This window comes from Klebsiella sp. GFKo11, from assembly GCF_056490265.1.
The window spans coordinates 4421902-4439781 of the sequence record NZ_CM151369.1; the positions used below are offsets into that span (position 1 = coordinate 4421902).

The 17880-nt window shown below is 55.3% G+C and carries 19 protein-coding genes and 1 pseudogene; 5 read left to right on the plus strand and 15 right to left on the minus strand.

Features of this window, described 5'->3' with window-relative positions; genetic code table 11:
- Positions 1–198: 198 nt before the first annotated feature.
- From sdhB to sdhC, 4 genes are read right to left on the minus strand one after another with little or no spacing between them, the layout of a single operon-like run.
- Positions 199–915 carry a succinate dehydrogenase iron-sulfur subunit SdhB gene (gene sdhB / locus AC07P6_RS21430; protein ID WP_110277308.1) on the minus strand — a complete coding sequence of 239 codons (717 nt, stop codon included), beginning with the start codon at positions 913–915 and terminating at the stop codon, positions 199–201.
- A gap of 15 nt (positions 916–930) precedes the next feature.
- Positions 931–2697, minus strand: a complete 1767-nt coding sequence (sdhA, locus tag AC07P6_RS21435; RefSeq protein WP_110277309.1) for a succinate dehydrogenase flavoprotein subunit — start codon at positions 2695–2697, stop codon at positions 931–933.
- Positions 2697–3044, minus strand: a complete 348-nt coding sequence (gene sdhD / locus AC07P6_RS21440; RefSeq protein ID WP_041144632.1) for a succinate dehydrogenase membrane anchor subunit — start codon at positions 3042–3044, stop codon at positions 2697–2699. The genes sdhA and sdhD overlap by 1 nt, the downstream gene beginning before the upstream one ends.
- Positions 3038–3442 carry a succinate dehydrogenase cytochrome b556 subunit gene (gene sdhC / locus AC07P6_RS21445; RefSeq protein WP_004130523.1) on the minus strand — a complete coding sequence of 135 codons (405 nt, stop codon included), beginning with the start codon at positions 3440–3442 and terminating at the stop codon, positions 3038–3040. The genes sdhD and sdhC overlap by 7 nt, the downstream gene beginning before the upstream one ends.
- A 322-nt stretch (positions 3443–3764) precedes the next feature.
- Here sdhC and AC07P6_RS21450 point away from each other — a divergent pair, with 322 nt between their 5' ends.
- Together AC07P6_RS21450 and gltA are read left to right on the plus strand one after the other, a co-directional pair.
- On the plus strand, positions 3765–3869 hold the full coding sequence (locus tag AC07P6_RS21450) for a hypothetical protein (RefSeq protein ID WP_420915780.1): 105 nt from the start codon (positions 3765–3767) through the stop codon (positions 3867–3869).
- Positions 3870–4080: 211 nt separating this feature from the next.
- Positions 4081–5364, plus strand: a complete 1284-nt coding sequence (gene gltA / locus AC07P6_RS21455) for a citrate synthase (RefSeq protein WP_110277311.1) — start codon at positions 4081–4083, stop codon at positions 5362–5364.
- Positions 5365–5490: 126 nt separating this feature from the next.
- On the opposite strand, the gene nei is transcribed toward gltA, so the two are convergent.
- From nei to AC07P6_RS21495, 8 genes are read right to left on the minus strand one after another with little or no spacing between them, the layout of a single operon-like run.
- Entirely contained in the window at positions 5491–6282 is a 792-nt protein-coding gene (gene nei, locus AC07P6_RS21460) for an endonuclease VIII (protein WP_478314569.1), read from the minus strand.
- A gap of 16 nt (positions 6283–6298) precedes the next feature.
- Complete coding sequence (gene pcp / locus AC07P6_RS21465) at positions 6299–6943, minus strand: pyroglutamyl-peptidase I (protein ID WP_304257069.1); 645 nt, start codon at positions 6941–6943, stop codon at positions 6299–6301.
- Positions 6944–6952: 9 nt separating this feature from the next.
- Positions 6953–7948: a DUF979 domain-containing protein gene (locus AC07P6_RS21470; RefSeq protein ID WP_142512013.1), complete on the minus strand. Its 996-nt coding sequence runs from the start codon at positions 7946–7948 to the stop codon at positions 6953–6955.
- Positions 7945–8670 (minus strand): DUF969 domain-containing protein, encoded by a 726-nt coding sequence (locus AC07P6_RS21475; RefSeq protein WP_112214482.1) that lies wholly within the window; start codon positions 8668–8670, stop codon positions 7945–7947. Before AC07P6_RS21475 ends, AC07P6_RS21470 begins: the two co-directional genes overlap by 4 nt.
- 59 nt (positions 8671–8729) lie before the next feature.
- Positions 8730–9476 (minus strand): 5-oxoprolinase subunit PxpA, encoded by a 747-nt coding sequence (gene pxpA / locus AC07P6_RS21480; RefSeq protein ID WP_304257065.1) that lies wholly within the window; start codon positions 9474–9476, stop codon positions 8730–8732.
- Entirely contained in the window at positions 9466–10398 is a 933-nt protein-coding gene (pxpC, locus tag AC07P6_RS21485; RefSeq protein WP_478314571.1) for a 5-oxoprolinase subunit PxpC, read from the minus strand. The genes pxpA and pxpC overlap by 11 nt, the downstream gene beginning before the upstream one ends.
- On the minus strand, positions 10392–11048 hold the full coding sequence (gene pxpB / locus AC07P6_RS21490; protein WP_110277318.1) for a 5-oxoprolinase subunit PxpB: 657 nt from the start codon (positions 11046–11048) through the stop codon (positions 10392–10394). The genes pxpC and pxpB overlap by 7 nt, the downstream gene beginning before the upstream one ends.
- Positions 11049–11063: 15 nt before the next feature.
- Positions 11064–11807 carry a type 2 GTP cyclohydrolase I gene (locus AC07P6_RS21495; protein WP_110277319.1) on the minus strand — a complete coding sequence of 248 codons (744 nt, stop codon included), beginning with the start codon at positions 11805–11807 and terminating at the stop codon, positions 11064–11066.
- 270 nt (positions 11808–12077) lie between these two features.
- On the opposite strand from AC07P6_RS21495, the gene dtpD reads away from it, so the two are divergent.
- A complete protein-coding gene (gene dtpD, locus AC07P6_RS21500; protein ID WP_478314573.1) occupies positions 12078–13559 on the plus strand; it encodes a dipeptide permease DtpD in 1482 nt (493 codons plus the stop codon).
- Here the strand turns inward: dtpD and phrB are convergent.
- The 3 genes and pseudogenes from phrB to AC07P6_RS21515 form a co-directional block, all read right to left on the minus strand.
- Complete coding sequence (gene phrB, locus AC07P6_RS21505; RefSeq protein WP_478314575.1) at positions 13528–14970, minus strand: deoxyribodipyrimidine photo-lyase; 1443 nt, start codon at positions 14968–14970, stop codon at positions 13528–13530. The genes dtpD and phrB overlap by 32 nt on opposite strands.
- Before the next feature lie 24 nt (positions 14971–14994).
- A pseudogene (locus AC07P6_RS21510) lies at positions 14995–15453 on the minus strand (DUF1722 domain-containing protein); the annotation flags it as partial.
- A gap of 137 nt (positions 15454–15590) precedes the next feature.
- Entirely contained in the window at positions 15591–15797 is a 207-nt protein-coding gene (locus AC07P6_RS21515; protein WP_110277323.1) for a YbfA family protein, read from the minus strand.
- A gap of 309 nt (positions 15798–16106) precedes the next feature.
- Here AC07P6_RS21515 and kdpF point away from each other — a divergent pair, with 309 nt between their 5' ends.
- Complete coding sequence (gene kdpF / locus AC07P6_RS21520; RefSeq protein ID WP_049250631.1) at positions 16107–16196, plus strand: K(+)-transporting ATPase subunit F; 90 nt, start codon at positions 16107–16109, stop codon at positions 16194–16196.
- The gene (gene kdpA / locus AC07P6_RS21525; RefSeq protein ID WP_478314577.1) at positions 16196–17875 is read left to right on the plus strand and encodes a potassium-transporting ATPase subunit KdpA; all 1680 of its coding nucleotides are present in this window, start codon (positions 16196–16198) and stop codon (positions 17873–17875) included. Before kdpF ends, kdpA begins: the two co-directional genes overlap by 1 nt.
- Positions 17876–17880 lie beyond the last annotated feature (5 nt).

The following is a 17880-nucleotide window of genomic DNA, read 5'->3' on the forward strand; positions in this document are numbered from 1 at the left end:
TTGCGTTAGCTGCCTTCACTTACCCCGGTCACATAGTTCACTATGCTCCCGGGGATACGTTCAGTTGCCGCCTTACCTCGCTCTGAACGCCTTGATTACTGGTACATATTTGGCGGTTTTTAAAGATTTCCTGCTATCTGTCCCCTCTCCCATTGGGAGAGGGTTAGGGTGAGGGGAACAGCGCTCCCCTCTGACTACTTATGCACTGCGCTGCAATAGCATCGACTTGATGTGGCCGATGGCGCGCGTCGGGTTCAGACCCTTAGGACAAACACTGACGCAGTTCATAATGCTGTGACAGCGGAATACGCTGAAAGCATCGCTCAACCCTTCAAGACGGCTGTCGGTTTCGGTATCGCGGCTGTCAATCAAGAAGCGATACGCCGCCAGCAGACCGGCCGGGCCGACAAACTTATCAGGGTTCCACCAGAACGACGGGCAAGACGTCGAACAACATGCGCAGAGAATACACTCGTACAAACCATCAAGTTTCTCACGCTGCTCTGGCATCTGCAGATGCTCGCGAGCCGGAGGATTTTGCCCATTATTCAACAAGTAAGGCTTAATCTTCTCATATTGTGCATAGAATTGCCCCATGTCTACAACCAAATCGCGAATAACTGGCAACCCTGGTAGCGGACGGATAACAATTTTCTTACCTGGCTTATTCAGCGCGGAGATCGGCGTGATACAGGCCAGACCATTTTTGCCGTTCATGTTCAGGCCGTCGGAGCCACAAACCCCTTCACGGCAGGAACGACGGAACGACAACGACGGATCTTTTTCTTTCAGCTGCATCAGCGCATCGAGCAGCATCATGTCGCGACCTTCTTCCGCTTCCAGGGTGTAATCCTGCATATGCGGAGCATCGTCTACGTCCGGGTTATAACGATAAACTGAAAACTCGAGTTTCATATTCCTGTCTCCGCATTAATAAGTACGAATCTTCGGCGGGAATGCCGGACGCAGTTTCGGTTCCATATTGACTTGACGTCGCGTCATGGATTCCGATTCTGGCAGATACAGGGAATGACACAGCCAGTTCGCATCATCACGATCCGGATAGTCGAAGCGGCTATGCGCGCCACGGCTTTCAGTACGGAAGTTTGCAGATACCGCAGTTGCGTAAGCGGTTTCCATCAGGTTATCCAGCTCCAGGCACTCAACGCGCTGGGTGTTGAACTCGCTGGAAGTGTCATCCAGACGGGCATTTTTCAGACGCTCGCGGATAGCTTTCAGTTGCTCAAGACCTTTCGCCATCGCATCACCTTCGCGGAATACCGAGAAGTTGTGCTGCATACATTCTTGCAGCGCTTTGCGGATTTCGACCGGGTCTTCACCGTTACGGTTGCCGTTCCAGCGGTTCAGGCGCTCCAGAGAAGCATCAATCTCTTCTTCTGTTGCATCGCGAAGTTCGCCCTGCTCAGCAATAGATTCTTGCAGATGCAGACCGACCGCGCGGCCAAATACCACCAGGTCAAGCAGCGAGTTGCCGCCCAGACGGTTAGCGCCGTGGACCGATACGCAGGCGATTTCACCCACTGCGAACAGCCCCGGAATCACCACGTCTTCACCCTGCTCGTTCACGGTCAGCGCCTGGCCGCTTACGCGGGTCGGAATACCGCCCATCATGTAGTGGCAGGTTGGAATAACCGGAATCGGCTCTTTCACTGGGTCAACGTGGGCGAAGGTACGGGAGAGCTCAAGGATACCCGGCAGACGGGATTCGAGAACTTCTTTACCCAGATGGTCGAGCTTCAGTTTCGCGTGCGGGCCCCACGGACCGTCGCAGCCGCGGCCTTCGCGGATTTCGATCATGATGGAACGCGCCACCACGTCACGACCCGCCAGGTCTTTCGCATTCGGGGCATAGCGCTCCATAAAGCGCTCGCCGTGTTTATTCAGCAGGTATCCGCCTTCACCACGGCAGCCTTCGGTGACCAGAACCCCTGCCCCGGCGATACCGGTTGGGTGGAACTGCCACATCTCCATATCCTGTACCGGCACACCGGCGCGGATTGCCATACCAACGCCGTCACCGGTATTGATATGCGCGTTGGTGGTGGACTGGTAAATACGGCCTGCGCCGCCGGTCGCCAGCACGGTTGCGCGGGCTTTGAAGTAGACCACTTCACCGGTTTCGATACACAGGGCGGTACAACCGACCACGGCGCCATCGGCGTTTTTCACCAGATCCAGCGCATACCACTCAGAGAAAATAGTGGTGTGGTTTTTCAGGTTCTGCTGATACAGCGTGTGCAGTAAGGCGTGACCAGTACGGTCAGCCGCCGCGGCGGTACGTGCCGCCTGCTCGCCGCCGAAGTTTTTCGACTGGCCGCCAAACGGACGTTGATAGATGGTGCCATCGTCGAGACGAGAGAACGGCAGGCCCATATGATCCAGTTCAAGAATCGCTTCCGGACCGGTTTTGCACATATATTCAATGGCGTCCTGGTCACCAATATAGTCCGACCCTTTTACGGTGTCGTACATGTGCCATTCCCAGTTATCTTCATGGGTATTACCGAGCGCCACGGTGATGCCACCCTGTGCGGAAACGGTATGGGAACGGGTCGGGAAAACTTTGGAGAGCAGCGCACAGGTCTGGCCGCTCTGGGAAATTTGCAGCGCCGCGCGCATACCTGCGCCACCGGCACCAATCACAACTGCATCAAATTCTCTGACAGGCAATTTCATTACACACCCCACACCACAACAAATCCATAAAGGACGTAAGCCACCAGCGCAACCACGATAAGCAGTTGCAGAACCAAACGTACAGCCAGTGGTTTAACGTAGTCCGTTAACACCTGCCACATACCGATCCAGGCGTGGATCAGAATGGAGACGAGAGCCAGCAGGGTGAAGACTTTAGTGAACGCGGAGGAGAAAAAGCCCGTCCAGACTTCCCATGAAATTTCACCAGTGGTGGCAAAGAAGCCGACCATATAGATGATGTATAGGGTGAGGACGATGGCGGTAGCACGGACCAGAATAAAGTCATGTACGCCGTTGCGTCCTAGTGCTGAGGCGTTGCTTACCATACGAGTACTCCTGCGAGAAGTGAAAGCACGACAGTAATAACAAAAGAAATCTTGGCGGAGCGTGTCCCTACTTCGAGGGTTTCTTCAAGATAGCCAAAATCCATCAGCAGGTGGCGAATACCCACCACTGCGTGATAAGCCAGCGCGGTTAAAATGCCCCACATGATGAACTTCACAAAGAAGCTATCCATGATGGATGCCGCCGTGAGGAAACCTTCGGGAGAGGAAAGGCTGGTGCCCAACAACCAAAGCAGAATCCCGACCGCCACAAAAGTGATCACTCCGGATACGCGATGGAGAATGGACGCTATCGCCGTGATTGGGAACCGGATCGTTTGTAGATCCAGATTGACAGGTCTTTGTTTTTTCACATTTCTTACCATGAATAACGCCCACATGCTGTTCTTATTGTTTCCTTCCTCCGGTCTGCTTGCGGGTCAGACAGCGTCCTTATCTATAACCTGAAGTCATATTAAAACCCCTTTTCAAGAGTTCAAATCTGACAAAATAACGCTGGGTGGCTCGGGATTGCAGGGTGTTCCGGAGACCTGGCGGCAGTATAGGCCGTTCACAAAATCATTACAATTAACCTACATATAGTTTGTCGGGTTTTCTCCCGAACAGTGATCAATGTCACGATAACAACATATTTTTAAAATTTAATCATCTGATTTGACAAATATTAAACATTATTGTTACAACCATTACCAGATAAATGCGATGATAGGCAAAAGTTATGGGGTCACTCTTTTACCTGCGAATAAGTTATGTAACAGTGAGAGAGTATTGACCGATGTAATCAGGACAGTTATTAGTGGTATATAGTTTATAAAATTCGGGCTGCTAAAACGCTGATTTGCTGTTGTTTCAACGTAGACTGAAGACTTACCATCAAGCGCCCTTGCTCTGTACCCTGCCCTTTTCGCGACGCAGAGCGATGTGCAACATAACAAACTGGTAACGTCATCCGCTACGGGCCGAATGCAAATCCACCACCCGGCAGCCTTAAGCAATAAAGGCGCTAAGGAGACCATAAATGTCTGATGCTAAAGCAAAAATCACCCTGGGTGGTGATACTGCTATTGAACTGGATGTGCTAAAAGGCACTCTCGGTCAGGATGTTATTGATATTCGTAGTCTTGGTTCAAAAGGCGTATTTACTTTTGACCCTGGTTTCACCTCAACCGCATCATGTGAATCTAAAATCACCTTTATCGACGGTGATGAAGGTATCCTGCTGCACCGCGGTTTCCCGATCGATCAGTTAGCGACCGATTCCAACTACCTGGAAGTGTGCTACATCCTGCTGAACGGCGAAAAACCGACCCAGGCTCAGTACGACGAATTCAAAACTATCGTTACCCGCCACACCATGATTCACGAGCAGATCACCCGTCTGTTCCACGCATTCCGTCGCGACTCTCACCCGATGGCCGTGATGTGCGGTATCACCGGTGCGTTGGCTGCGTTTTATCACGATTCGCTGGATGTGAATAACCCACGCCACCGCGATATCGCCGCATTCCGCCTGCTTTCCAAAATGCCGACTATGGCGGCGATGTGTTACAAGTATTCAATCGGCCAGCCTTTCGTTTATCCGCGCAATGACCTCTCCTACGCGGGTAACTTCCTGAATATGATGTTCTCCACGCCGTGTGAAAAGTATGAAGTGAACCCGATACTGGAACGCGCCATGGACCGTATCCTGATCCTGCATGCCGATCACGAACAGAACGCCTCAACATCCACCGTGCGTACCGCAGGCTCTTCTGGCGCGAACCCATTCGCCTGTATCGCTGCGGGTATTGCTTCCCTGTGGGGACCGGCACACGGCGGCGCCAACGAAGCAGCGCTGAAAATGCTGGAAGAGATCAGCTCGGTTAAACACATTCCGGAATTTGTGCGTCGTGCGAAAGACAAAAATGACTCTTTCCGCCTGATGGGCTTTGGTCACCGTGTTTATAAAAACTATGACCCGCGCGCCACCGTGATGCGTGAAACCTGCCATGAAGTGCTGAAAGAGCTGGGTACCAAAGACGATCTGCTGGAAGTGGCAATGGAGCTTGAGCACATTGCGCTCAACGACCCGTACTTCATCGAGAAGAAACTTTACCCGAACGTCGATTTCTACTCCGGTATCATTCTGAAAGCGATGGGCATCCCATCTTCCATGTTTACCGTTATCTTCGCGATGGCGCGTACCGTGGGCTGGATTGCACACTGGAACGAAATGCACACCGATGGCATGAAAATCGCCCGTCCACGTCAGCTGTACACCGGCTACGAAAAACGCGATTTCAAAAACGATATCAAATACTAAGCCTGATATTTCGAAGATAAAAAACGCGCCTGATGGCGCGTTTTTTTATGGCTGACAAATTTTACCTGGCTGGAATTGCCCGGTGCCGGCTAGCGCCTTACCGGGCCTACGAAAACAGGCATATAGCTAATTCTGACACCCCGGGCACCAGTAAAACGGTCGCGACGACAGCATGGTTCTCTCGATAATCCCGCCGCAGCGCTCGCAGGCCTCCCCTTCACGATGGAAAACCTTAAAACGAAACAGCGCGCCGTGATGTTTATTTTCATCCACCAGACCGCGCGTGTTGTAAGACAAACGCGGGATATCGAGCAGCGCGTGGGCCAGCGCATCAAGCTGTTTGTCATCCAGCTCAGAGGCTTTATGACGCCCGGTTAATCCCACCTGCCAAAGGATCTCAACGCGCAGATAATTCCCCAATCCCGCAAGAAACGCTTGATCCAGCAGCAGCCCGGAGAATTGACGGTTGCGAAATTTCGTCGATAGAAGCCGCTCTTTGACCTGTTCAACAGTGAGGGTCATATCGAGCACATCCGGCCCCACCCGCAGCAAAAACGGATGCTGAGCGAGCTGTTCCGGGGTCAGCATCTCAATATCGGAGGCGCTATAGAGCAAAATGGCCTTGTGCGCCGTCTGTAGCCTGACGCGCAGAATGCGGGTCGTCTCTGGCTGAGACTCAGCCTCGACCACCCGCCAGACGCCGTACAGCTGATTATGGCTATAAAGCGTCAGCCCACCGGAGAAATGAGTCAACAGCGCCTTACCGCGAGTTTCAATGCGCGTTACCTGCTGACCGACCAGTTGAGATTGATAAGATTGTAATTGCGGAAAGGCGAACCACGCTCGCGTGAGGGGTTCGCCTTTGATCGCCGCCTCCAGGCTATCCGCCGCGCGGCGGATTTCCGGGCCTTCCGGCATAATCATGTCCTTCTGTTTAGTGCGTGGCGCCGCCACCGATTTTCACGTCATCGCCCTGTTGCAGGGCGACAGCGATAGCCGTTTCCAGCGCTACACGCACCGTTTCTACCGCCATACTCGCTTCACCAGGATGGGCCGCAGCCTGCTCCGGCAGATAGGGAATATGGATAAAGCCGCCCTTTGCGCCTGCCTTTGCACGCAGTCCATGCAGCAGACCGTACATCACATGGTTGCAGACAAAGGTTCCCGCCGTTTGCGACACCGATGCAGGGATCCCACGACCACGCAGCGCGGAGACGATCGCTTTGATCGGCAACGAGCTGAAGTAGGCCGCCGGACCATCGGCAACAATCGGCACGTCGATCGGCTGCAAACCTTTATTGTCCGGGATCCGCGCATCATCGACGTTAATCGCCACCCGTTCGACGGTAATATCGACGCGCCCTCCCGCCTGACCAACGGCAAGGGTCAAGACGGGATCCAGCTCATCCAGCGCGGCATTTAATACCGTGAGAGCTTCGCCAAAAACGCACGGCAGCTGCCGTGCCACCACAGGCTGTCCGGCAATGATAACGCCATCCAGTTGCTTTACCACTTCCCACGAAGGGTTAACCGCCTCGCCGCCAAACGGCTCGAAACCGGTAATCAATACGCCAGCCATGATCCCTCCTTACAGGAACATCAGGAAATAGAGCAAAAAGACGTTAACGGTAAGCAGTAGTACGCCAGTCGGTATCTGCGCCTTAATGACCGCATTTTTATCCGGCAGATCCAGTAACGCTGCCGGAACGATATTAAAGTTGGCCGCCATTGGCGTCATCAGGGTGCCGCAATAGCCGGAGAACATACCAATCGCCGCCATCACCGCCGGGTTACCGCCATGCTGAAGCACCAGAATGGGAATGCCGACCCCTGCGGTAATAATGGGGAACGCGGCAAAAGCGTTACCCATGATCATCGTCAGCAGCGCCATGCCAATGGTATAGACGGCAACGGCGATAAACCGGCTGTCTACCGCCAGATAGTTCTGCGTCAGCCAGGAGATGCTATTGCCAACGCCCGCAGCGGTAAACAGCAGCCCGAGAACCGCGAGGATCTGCGGTAAAATAAACGCCCAGCCGACCGAATCCAGCAGACGACGCGCTTCCTGTAACGGTTGCGCTGCCGTTTCATGGGTCATTCGAATAGCCATCGCCAGACCGATCAACGTTCCGAGCGTCATTGAGAAGAGAGTAATCAGCGTAGAGTGGTTACCCGCGCCAAATACCATCACTTGTAACGACGGCAAATTGTTAAACAATAAAACACCGACGACCGTCACCACCGGAATCGCCAGTGCCGGATAGAACAGCCGGTTACCGAGGCGGGTCGCGCTCTCAGTACGCTCTTCAGGCGAACGTTGATGATATTTTCCCAGCTTCACGCCGCCAAAACCGGCAATCAGCGCCAGCACCACGACCACGCAGCCAACGGCAATATTAACGGTGCGTTTATCGCCGAACAGTTGGTATGTCCAGTCACCAAACAGGAATACAACACCGTACAGACCCCAGAACAAACCGGTAGTCAGACGGCGCGGATTCGCTTTATCCCGCCATGACATCACCGCCACAATCAGCAAAATGACGCCCGCAAGCCAGTAGAGATAGTTTTGTTGGAAATTCATGCCGCACCGCCTTCAGTCCGGCCAGCATTGATCTTCTTCAATTCACGCTGTATCTGATGATCCAGCCGCCACAGGCGCGCGGAGTGAATCAAGAAGGCGCAGACCGCCGTCGGGATCCCCCACAGGGCGATATGCAGCGGTTCGGTCTGAATACCGCCCGACTCCAGCATGAAGTTATGCATAAAGATAATCGCACCGAAGGCGACGAAAATATCCTCACCGAAAAATAAGCCGACGTTATCGGTCGCGGCCGACATGGCGCGTAAACGATAGCGAATTGCGCCGGGCAGCGGCCCGTGGACTTTCTCCGCAGCCCCCTCCGCCATCGGCGCCAGCAGCGGGCGCACCATTTGGGGATGACCACCCAGGCTGGTCAACCCGAGCGCGGCGGTCACTTCACGGATAAACAAGTAGACGATCAGCAGACGACCAGACGTAGCGCTTTGGATCTTCGCGATCCACGCCTGCGCACGTTCTTTCAGGCCGTGCCGCTCCAACAGGCCAATAACCGCCAGCGGCAACAGCAGGATAAGCGGTAGGTTGCGGGTATTAAGGAACCCTTCACCCAGCTTTTCAAGAATGGTGGCAACCGGCATATGGGCCGCCAGACCGGTGACGATGCCGGAGATAATCACCACCAGCACCGGGTTAAAACGCAAAACGAATCCGACCACGATCGCGGCAATACCGATCAACGGCCAGAGGGATACTGACTCTCCCATAGTAACATCCTGTATGTTGTGAATTGTTGTTTGTTGTTAACTAACTGATAATATTGTTTTTATTCTTCTATTTCAGCGCTGACCTGTATATTGCGCCCGGCAAACGCCGCACGCAAGCGGCGCGCAAAAACTAATGCATGTTCCCCATCTCCATGTAAACAGACGGTTTCTGCCATCACATGCGCCCACTCTCCGGTAACGCTGCGTACCCGATTGTGTTGGACCATTTCCAGGGTCTGCGCCAGCGCCTGCTCTTCGCTATCGATAAGCGCTCCCGGCTGCGTGCGCGGTACCAGGTTGCCATCAGCCTGATAGCCGCGATCGGCAAAAACTTCCTGCCGCGTGGTCAGGCGATAGTGCTGCCCGGCGCGGATCAGTTCACTGCCCGCCAGCCCCACCAGCACCAGCGCCGAATCGAGATCGCGGACAGCTCTGGCGATAGCGTCCGCCAGCTGCGGATCTTTTGCCGCCTGGTTGTAGAGCATACCGTGAGGTTTGACGTGCTGGAGCGTGCCACCTTCCGCACGAACCATCGCCGCCAGCGCACCAACCTGATACAGCGTCTGTGCATAAACCGTCTCCGGCGGCAACTGCATGGCCGTACGGCCAAAATTCTCCCGGTCAGGAAAGCTGGGATGCGCTCCCACGGCAACGCCGTACTTTAGCGCTTCCCGGACACACTTATGCATTATCACGGCATCCCCTGCGTGGAAGCCGCAGGCAATATTGGCGGACGAGACCAGTTGTAATAACGCGCTGTCGTTACCACAGCCTTCGCCGAGGTCGGCATTCAAATCAATTTTCATCGTTTAGTCTCCACGCCAGTTGCTCCAGATAACGCTGCTGATCGGCGCGGGCTTTCAGCGCCTCTTCCAGCGTACAGGGGACAAAGTGAATAGGTTGGCCGAGCGGTATTTGCGCCAGCTGATACATATCGGCTTCGATAATGCTGGCAATGCGCGGATAGCCGCCGGTAGTCTGCGCATCGTTCATCAGCACGATAGGCTGGCCGTTATGCGGAACCTGCACCACGCCGGGCAGCAGGCCGTGGGAAAACATCTCCCGATTGGTGGTACGCACCAAAGGCTGCCCTTGCAGGCGATAGCCCATCCGGTTGCTCTGCGGGCTAAGCTGCCACGGCGAGCGCCAGAAAGCTTGCTGCGACACGCTATCAAACTCATGGTACTCCGGACCCGGCAAAGCACGGATCCAGTTACCCACAGGCAACTGTTTTACACCACGCGGTGTGCTGAACTGCTTCGTCGATTTCCCCAGTTTTAGCTGGTCACCGTCCTGCAATCGTCGCCCCTCAAGGCCGCCAATTCCCACTTTCAAATCGGTACTGCGCGAGCCGAGGACTTTCGGTACCGCAATCCCTCCCGCCACCGCCAGATAGCTGCGAATGCCGATCCGCGGCGTTTTGAGCACCAATCGTTGACCCGCTTTTGCTGCCACGCGCCAGCCCAGCCAGACCGGTTGACCATCCAGCGTCGCTTCACAGGCGGCACCGGTCAATGCAAACCAGGCATCGCGGGCAAACTGAATATCCACCTGGCCCAGGGTGATTTCCAGCGCTGCGGCGTTGGCCCCATTACCGACCAGCAGATTGGCGATAACCAGCGCCGGTTTATCCATCGCGCCGCAGCGGCTGATACCCAGCTGGCGTAACCCTTCACGCCCGCCGTCCTGTACCGAGGTATACATCCCGGCACGGATAATCTTCAACATACGCCCTCCTTTTGCGGCACGAAACGCACCCGGTCACCGGAACGCAGCAGCACCGGTTCCTTGCGCTTCGGATCAAACAGCGCCAGCGGCGTATGGCCCAGAAGCTGCCAGCCGCCCGGCGTAGCCAGCGGGTAGATCCCGGTTTGCGCCCCGCCAATACCGACAGAACCGGCGGGTACCAGCAGACGCGGCTCCGCCCGGCGCGGCATCGCCAGCTGCTCCGGCAGGCCGCCAAAGTACGGGAACCCAGGCTGGAAGCCGAGGAACCACACCACGTACTCCACCGACGAGTGCAGTTCAACCACCTGCTTTTCGCTCAGGCCGCTGTGGCGAGCCACCTCTCCCAGATCCGGCCCCCCTTCGCCGCCGTAAACCACCGGAACCGAAATCTCCCGCGATTGCGGCTCAAGCGTGTCGCACTCCTCCCACCAGAGCTGCAAACGCTCAATCGCATCCCACGCCGTTCGCTGGGGGTTACGCAATATCACGGTAATGTTGTTCATGCCCGGAACGGCTTCCACCACCTCGGTATGACCAATCAGCCGCTGGGCTAAACGCCAGATCCGTTTCTGACTCTCCAGTGTCACCGGAGGTTCAAGCTCCAGTACGACTGCCGTTTCACCTAACAAATAACAACGCGCTCGCTGCACTTTTGCCTCCGTTCATCAAGCCGGGTTCGGAATATCAATAAACGTGACATCCAGTTCGGTGTTTTCCGTCAACCATTCGCTTAACGCGCGAATACCGCCGCGCTCGGTGGCATGATGGCCGGCGGCATAGAAATGCAGCCCCTGTTCGCGCGCCGAGTGGATGGTTTGCTCCGAAACTTCACCGGTAATAAACGCATCAACGCCAAAACGGGCCGCGCTATCGATAAAGCTCTGGCCGCCGCCGGTGCACCACGCCACGCGGGTCACTTTGTCCGGCCCGGTATCACCGCTCCACAGCGGTTTACGCCCCAGCCGTGCTTCAATCCACGAAGCCAGCTCCAGCCCGGATACCGCCATCGACAGTTCGCCCCACGGCACCAGCGGTTCGATTTCGCCCATCACATTAATGCCAAGTAATGAAGCCAACTGAGCGTTATTACCCAACTCCGGATGAGCGTCGAGCGGAAGGTGCCAGCCATAGAGGTTGATATCGTTAGCCAACAGCGTTTTAAGACGGTTGCGCTTCATGCCGCGAATAATGGGCGATTCGCCTTTCCAGAAATAACCATGATGAACAATCACCGCATCTGCCTCCAGGCGCACGGCTTCATCAAGCAGCGCCTGGCTGGCGGTCACGCCGGTCACGATTTTTTGCACCGTCTCGCGCCCTTCCACCTGTAACCCATTGGGTGCGTAATCGCTGATGGCCGCGCTATTCAGTTTTTCATTAATCAGTTGTTCCAGTTCGCTATTTTTCATTATCGCTCCATCAGGTCTTCGTGTAATGCAAAGGAATAACATAGCGTTATCCGCCCGCTCCGTCGATAGTTCTGCCGCTTCGGGGTCTGTTTTGACTTTTAGCAAAATCCCGCGATTTGTCTACTCCCCTCTTCGCGCATTCGTGTATATTTATGCACTATTACAGCATATTAAATAACCAGAAAGCCTATAAGGCCATGAATATCACTAGCTAATGGCTATTCATGCAGAAAGATCGACTTTCCTTTTTATGGCAGGACAGAACGTTAAATGAACACATCATCTTCACAGCCGCGGGCGATTTATTACGTCGTCGCGCTGCAAATCTGGGAATATTTCAGTTTTTACGGTATGCGCGCACTGCTGATTTTGTATCTCACCAATCAGCTTAAGTATGACGATAACCATGCGTACGAACTGTTCAGCGCCTACTGTTCTCTGGTTTACGTTACCCCTATTCTCGGCGGCTTTCTGGCCGATAAGCTGCTCGGCAACCGCATGGCGGTGATGATTGGCGCCCTGTTGATGGCTGTCGGTCATCTGGTGCTCGGGGCCAGCGAAGTCGCTCCCACCTTCCTTTATCTGTCGCTGGCGATTATCGTCTGCGGCTACGGGCTGTTTAAATCCAACGTCAGCTGTCTGCTCGGCGAACTGTATGAACCCACCGATCCGCGTCGCGATGGCGGCTTCTCGCTGATGTATGCCGCGGGTAACGTGGGGTCGATCATTGCGCCAATCGCCTGTGGCTACGTGCAGGAAGAGTACAGTTGGGCAATGGGCTTCGCCCTGGCGGCGGTCGGGATGATCGCCGGGCTGGTCATTTTCCTTTGCGGTAATCATCACTTCCGTCACACCCGGGGCGTGAATCGCGAAGCGCTGCGGGCGCGGAATTTCGTGTTGCCAAACTGGGCCTGGCTGCTGGTACTGCTGGTCACGGCGCCGTTGTTGATTACCGTGCTGTTCTGGCAGGAGTGGTCGGTGTATGCGCTAATTGTGGCGACGATTATTGGCCTGACGGTTCTGGCGCGTATCTACCTGCGCGCAGAGACTGCCAAACAGCGTAAAGAGCTGCGCCTGATTATGGTGCTGACCTGCTTCAGCCTGCTGTTTTGGGCATTTGCGCAGCAGGGCGGCAGCTCAATTAGCCTGTATATCGACCGCTTTGTGAACCGCCATGTTATGAGTTACGAGATACCGACGGCGATGTTCCAGTCGGTCAACGCCTTTGCGGTCATGCTCTGCGGGGTCGTGCTGGCGTGGCTGGTGAAAGAAAATATCAACGGCAACCGTACCGTGCGTATCTGGGGCAAGTTCGCGCTGGGCCTCGGTCTGATGAGCGCCGGTTTTTGTATCCTGACGCTGAGCGCGCGCTGGTCGGCGGCTTACGGGCAATCCTCAATGCCGCTGATGGTGCTGGGGTTGGCGGTAATGGGTTTCGCCGAGCTGTTTATCGACCCGGTGGCGATGTCGCAAATTACCCGTATTGAGATCCCCGGCGTGACCGGCGTACTGACCGGCATCTATATGCTGCTCTCCGGGGCCATCGCCAACTATCTGGCGGGGGTGATTGCCGACCAAACCTCGCAGGGTTCGTTCGATGCCGCCGGGGCCGTCAACTACTCCATTAACGCCTACATCGAGGTGTTCAGCCAGATAACCTGGGGCTCGCTGGCCTGCGTCGGCCTGGTGCTGGTTATCTGGCTGTACCACTCCGTGAAGGTCAGGGCTCGTCGCCTGGCGCTGGAGTCTTAATTTCTCTGGCGGCCTCCCAGGCCGCCAGCGTCTCCAGCCGCGCCTGTTTGTGATTGACAATCGGGCGCGGGTAATCCAGCATCACGCCATTTTTCTCCGCCCACAGCCACGGTTGATGCACCGCTTTCTCCGGTACATTGGCCAGCTCCGGCAACCAGTGACGAATAAACTGCCCGGATTTATCAAACCGCTCTCCCTGGGTCGTCGGGTTAAAAATGCGGAAATAGGGCGCAGCATCGGTACCGGTTGACGCCGCCCACTGCCAGCCGCCATTGTTCGCCGCCAGGTCGCCATCAATCAGCTGTTCGATAAAGTAGCGCTCCCCCAACCGCCAGTCGATTCGCAGGTCTTTCACCAGGAAGCTGGCGACAATCATCCGCAAGCGGTTATGCATCCACCCAGTAGAATTAAGCTGACGCATGGCGGCATCAACGATCGGGAAACCGGTTTGCCCGCGCTGCCAGGCCTGCAGCGCGGATTTATCATCCAACCACGCCACGTTATCGGTCCAGGCGATAAAAGGTCGTCCTTTACACAAATTCGGGTAGTAAACCATCAGATGGCGATAAAACTCGCGCCAGATAAGTTCGTTGAGCCAAACCGCCCCCGCTTCCCCCTCCAGCGCTCGCGGCTGCTCCACCAGCAGGCGATGCAGGCACTGACGCGGTGAAAGCACGCCGACCGCCAGGCACGGCGACAGTCGGCTGGTCCCCTCGATGGCCGGAAGGTCGCGCTGCTCATCATAATCGGCGGCCTTCTGCTGGCAAAAACGGCGTAGCTGATTGATAGCGGCTTTTTCATCCGCAGCAAACAGGTCGCTATCAAACGGTGTCTGCGAATAGTCTAACTTCACTTCAGTCGTTGAATCTATTGCCCCACCGACGCGGGCTTTCGGCGCAGCAACGCACTCCGGCAGCGCCTCCTTTAAGCGGCGAATAAAGGCATTTTTAAACGGCGTAAAAACCTTATACATTTCGCGATTGCCGGTCAGCACGCTGCCGGGCGGTAACAGCACACTGTCATCAAAGCCCTGACATATCACGCCTTGTAAGTTTTTCTCGACTAACGCATCGCGCTGGCGTTCATTAATTTCATACTGGTAATTGTAGAAAAGATGGCTGACCTGCTGCTGCTTACAGACTTCAGATAGCAGCGTCACGCTGGCGGCGAAGTCCTCCGCATGTTCAATGAGCAGCGGGATCCCCCGCTCGGCCAGCGCCATTTGTAAGCTATCAAGATGGCTGACAATAAATGCCGCCTGACGCGACGCCATGCCGTGCTGACGCCATTGTCCCGGCGTGGCGATAAACAACGCCACCACGCGAGCATGAGGATCGCGACAGGCAGCAGCAAGCGCCAGGTTATCGTGAACGCGCAAGTCCGCGCGAAACCAGACCAGATGGGTGGCCATAAAACTCCTGCAATCAGTGATTTTTTATTCGTCCAGCGCTTGCGGCCAGCCGGTGAAGTAGCGCTGGCCGGAGAGATAAGCGTCCGGGAACACGGTCAGATAGTGTTTGAGCTGATTCACCGGCGCAAGCAGCGGCTCTTTTCCCAGCCGATAGTCATCAATCAGCGTCGTCAGTTCCTGCTTCTGTTGGGCGTTAAGATGTTCGCGGAAATAACCCTGAACGTGCATCAGGACATTGGTGTGATTTTGCCGGGTAGACGGATGGGCCAGCAACTTCTCCAGACGCTCACGATAGGCGTCAAAGAAGGCGTCCAGCGAAGGCCAGTCGGCCATGGCTGCCACAAAAGGGCCAATCTGGCGGTATTCCGGCTGTGAATGCGCCAGCAGTATCAGCTTGTAGCGGCTATGAAAATCCACCAATTTGCCCCGGGTCAACCCATCGCGGCGCAGATTATCCAGTTCACGTAAGGTGTAAATGCGGGTTTTGTTATCGTCTTCCAGCCAGGTGTCGCTCATCACTTCTCCTTGTATCATCAGAAGTAATAAGTGTAAGCCACAACAGGCAAAAAAAACCGCCGGGGGAAACCGGCGGCTTACAGCGTTCAGACGATATGTGGATATCAGTAAAAATCTGCGGAGGCTTTTTCCGCCTGCGCCATCCATACCGGCTGGTCGCTGGTTTTTGACCACACGCGGTGCAGCCAGCTGTAAAAACGGGCACGATCTTTCCAGAACAACATCACCGGAAGCGCCGCCACGCCAGCCACAACGGCGAAAGTGCGACGCGCGAAGATTACGTGAGCAGGATAAGTTTTGTACAACGCCATAATTTCTCTCCCCTTTGTCAGGCCGGCAATCAACGCCGGTAAAGTATCAATGTGTCTCTGGTTAAAATAGTACCGCTTTGGCTGTAATTTTACTACTCATCCGACCACTAAAAAGCACTTATTTAGCCTTTATTTACATTCATCCGGTAACTTAGTTACATAAAAGTTAAAATAATACTAACCATTAGTTAAATTAAGGGATTGGTGATTTTTATATTTTTTTTACACCCTTGCAGCTAATTTTTGCGAAATCTTTGCGCCCGACTTCCTATCCTCCTCGTAAATCAAAAAGACACCCGGAGGTGGATTGTGACTGCAGGCGTAATCGCTGGCGTAGCGCTGGTGTTCCTGTTGCTGGTTTATCTGGTTTATGCCCTGATACATGCGGAGGCATTCTGATGGCCGCTCAAGGATTTTTACTCATCGCGAGCTTTATTCTGCTGCTGATGCTCTTGGCTCGTCCGCTGGGAACAGCGCTGGCGACCATGATCAACGATGTCCCGTTACCGGGACTTGCCGGTATCGAACGCGGATTATGGCGGGCTGCAGGCATTCGTTCGCAGGAGATGAACTGGTATCAATACTTACTCGCCATCCTGCTGTTTAACGCGCTGGGTCTGGTGGCGCTGTTTGCGTTGCTTATGTTCCAGGGCTCCCTGCCGCTTAATCCGCAGCATCTGCCCGGCTTGTCCTGGGATCTGGCGCTGAATACGGCGGTGAGCTTTGTCAGCAACACCAACTGGCAGGCCTACGGCGGGGAAGCCACCATGAGCTACCTCAGCCAAATGGCGGGGCTGGCAGTACAAAACTTCCTCTCCGCTGCCACCGGCATCGCGGTAGTCTTTGCCCTTACCCGCGCTTACGCCCGGCAAAAAGTCAGCACGCTTGGCAATGCCTGGGTCGATCTAACTCGTATCACCCTCTGGCTGCTGCTGCCCATTTCACTGCTGATTGCGCTGTTCTTTATTCAGCAGGGTGTGCCGCAGAGCTTCGCGCCGTACCAGGGTTTTACCTCGCTTGAAGGGGTACGCCAGATGCTGCCGATGGGGCCGGTCGCCTCGCAGGAAGCGATTAAAATGCTCGGTACCAACGGCGGTGGCTTCTTTAACGCCAACTCGGCGCACCCGTTTGAAAACCCGACCGCGCTGACCAACATGGTGCAGATGCTGGCGATCTTTTTGATCCCGGCGGCGCTGTGTTTTGCCTTCGGTGAGGTAGTGGGCGACCGCCGTCAGGGACGGGCAATTCTGTGGGCAATGACGCTTATCTTTATCGTCTGCGTGGCGGTCGTCATGTGGGCCGAAACTCGCGGCAACCCGCACCTGTTAAGCCTTGGTGCTGACAGCAGTCTAAATATGGAAGGCAAAGAGAGCCGCTTCGGTATTCTCGCCAGTAGCCTGTTCGCCGTGGTCACTACCGCCGCCTCCTGCGGGGCGGTCAACGCGATGCATGACTCCTTTACCGCACTGGGCGGGATGGTGCCAATGTGGTTAATGCAGATTGGCGAAGTGGTGTTCGGCGGCGTTGGCTCGGGACTATACGGCATGCTGCTGTTCGTCATGCTGGCGGTATTTATCGCCGGGCTGATGATTGGCCGCACGCCAGAGTACCTCGGTAAGAAAATCGATGTCCGCGAAATGAAGATGATTGCGCTGGCCATTCTGGTTACGCCAACGCTGGTGCTGCTCGGCACAGCGCTGGCGATGATGACCGAGGCCGGGCTCGCGGGGATGTTTAACCCCGGTCCGCACGGTTTCAGCGAAGTGCTGTACGCAGTCACCTCAGCGGCGAATAACAACGGCAGCGCCTTCGGTGGCTTAAGCGCAGCAACGCCGTTCTGGAATCTGCTGCTGGCATTCTGCATGCTGGTCGGTCGCTTCGCGGTCATTATCCCAGTGATGGCGATTGCCGGTTCGCTGGTGAACAAGAAAATTCAGCCCACCGGTACCGGTACGCTCGCCACGCATGACGTGCTGTTTATCGGCCTGCTGATCGGCACCGTACTGCTGGTTGGCGCACTGACCTTTATTCCCGCGCTGGCACTCGGCCCGCTGGCGGAACACTTTTCCTTACTTTAAGCGAT

Coding starts and splice junctions, on each gene's coding strand:
- sdhB (WP_110277308.1), bottom strand. CDS start 915: ATGAAACTCGAGTTTTCAGTTTATCGTTATAACCCGGACGTAGACGAT.
- sdhA (WP_110277309.1), bottom strand. CDS start 2,697: ATGAAATTGCCTGTCAGAGAATTTGATGCAGTTGTGATTGGTGCCGGT.
- sdhD (WP_041144632.1), bottom strand. CDS start 3,044: ATGGTAAGCAACGCCTCAGCACTAGGACGCAACGGCGTACATGACTTT.
- sdhC (WP_004130523.1), bottom strand. CDS start 3,442: ATGTGGGCGTTATTCATGGTAAGAAATGTGAAAAAACAAAGACCTGTC.
- AC07P6_RS21450 (WP_420915780.1), top strand. CDS start 3,765: ATGATAGGCAAAAGTTATGGGGTCACTCTTTTACCTGCGAATAAGTTA.
- gltA (WP_110277311.1), top strand. CDS start 4,081: ATGTCTGATGCTAAAGCAAAAATCACCCTGGGTGGTGATACTGCTATT.
- nei (WP_478314569.1), bottom strand. CDS start 6,282: ATGCCGGAAGGCCCGGAAATCCGCCGCGCGGCGGATAGCCTGGAGGCG.
- pcp (WP_304257069.1), bottom strand. CDS start 6,943: ATGGCTGGCGTATTGATTACCGGTTTCGAGCCGTTTGGCGGCGAGGCG.
- AC07P6_RS21470 (WP_142512013.1), bottom strand. CDS start 7,948: ATGAATTTCCAACAAAACTATCTCTACTGGCTTGCGGGCGTCATTTTG.
- AC07P6_RS21475 (WP_112214482.1), bottom strand. CDS start 8,670: ATGGGAGAGTCAGTATCCCTCTGGCCGTTGATCGGTATTGCCGCGATC.
- pxpA (WP_304257065.1), bottom strand. CDS start 9,476: ATGAAAATTGATTTGAATGCCGACCTCGGCGAAGGCTGTGGTAACGAC.
- pxpC (WP_478314571.1), bottom strand. CDS start 10,398: ATGTTGAAGATTATCCGTGCCGGGATGTATACCTCGGTACAGGACGGC.
- AC07P6_RS21495 (WP_110277319.1), bottom strand. CDS start 11,807: ATGAAAAATAGCGAACTGGAACAACTGATTAATGAAAAACTGAATAGC.
- dtpD (WP_478314573.1), top strand. CDS start 12,078: ATGAACACATCATCTTCACAGCCGCGGGCGATTTATTACGTCGTCGCG.
- phrB (WP_478314575.1), bottom strand. CDS start 14,970: ATGGCCACCCATCTGGTCTGGTTTCGCGCGGACTTGCGCGTTCACGAT.
- AC07P6_RS21515 (WP_110277323.1), bottom strand. CDS start 15,797: ATGGCGTTGTACAAAACTTATCCTGCTCACGTAATCTTCGCGCGTCGC.
- kdpA (WP_478314577.1), top strand. CDS start 16,196: ATGGCCGCTCAAGGATTTTTACTCATCGCGAGCTTTATTCTGCTGCTG.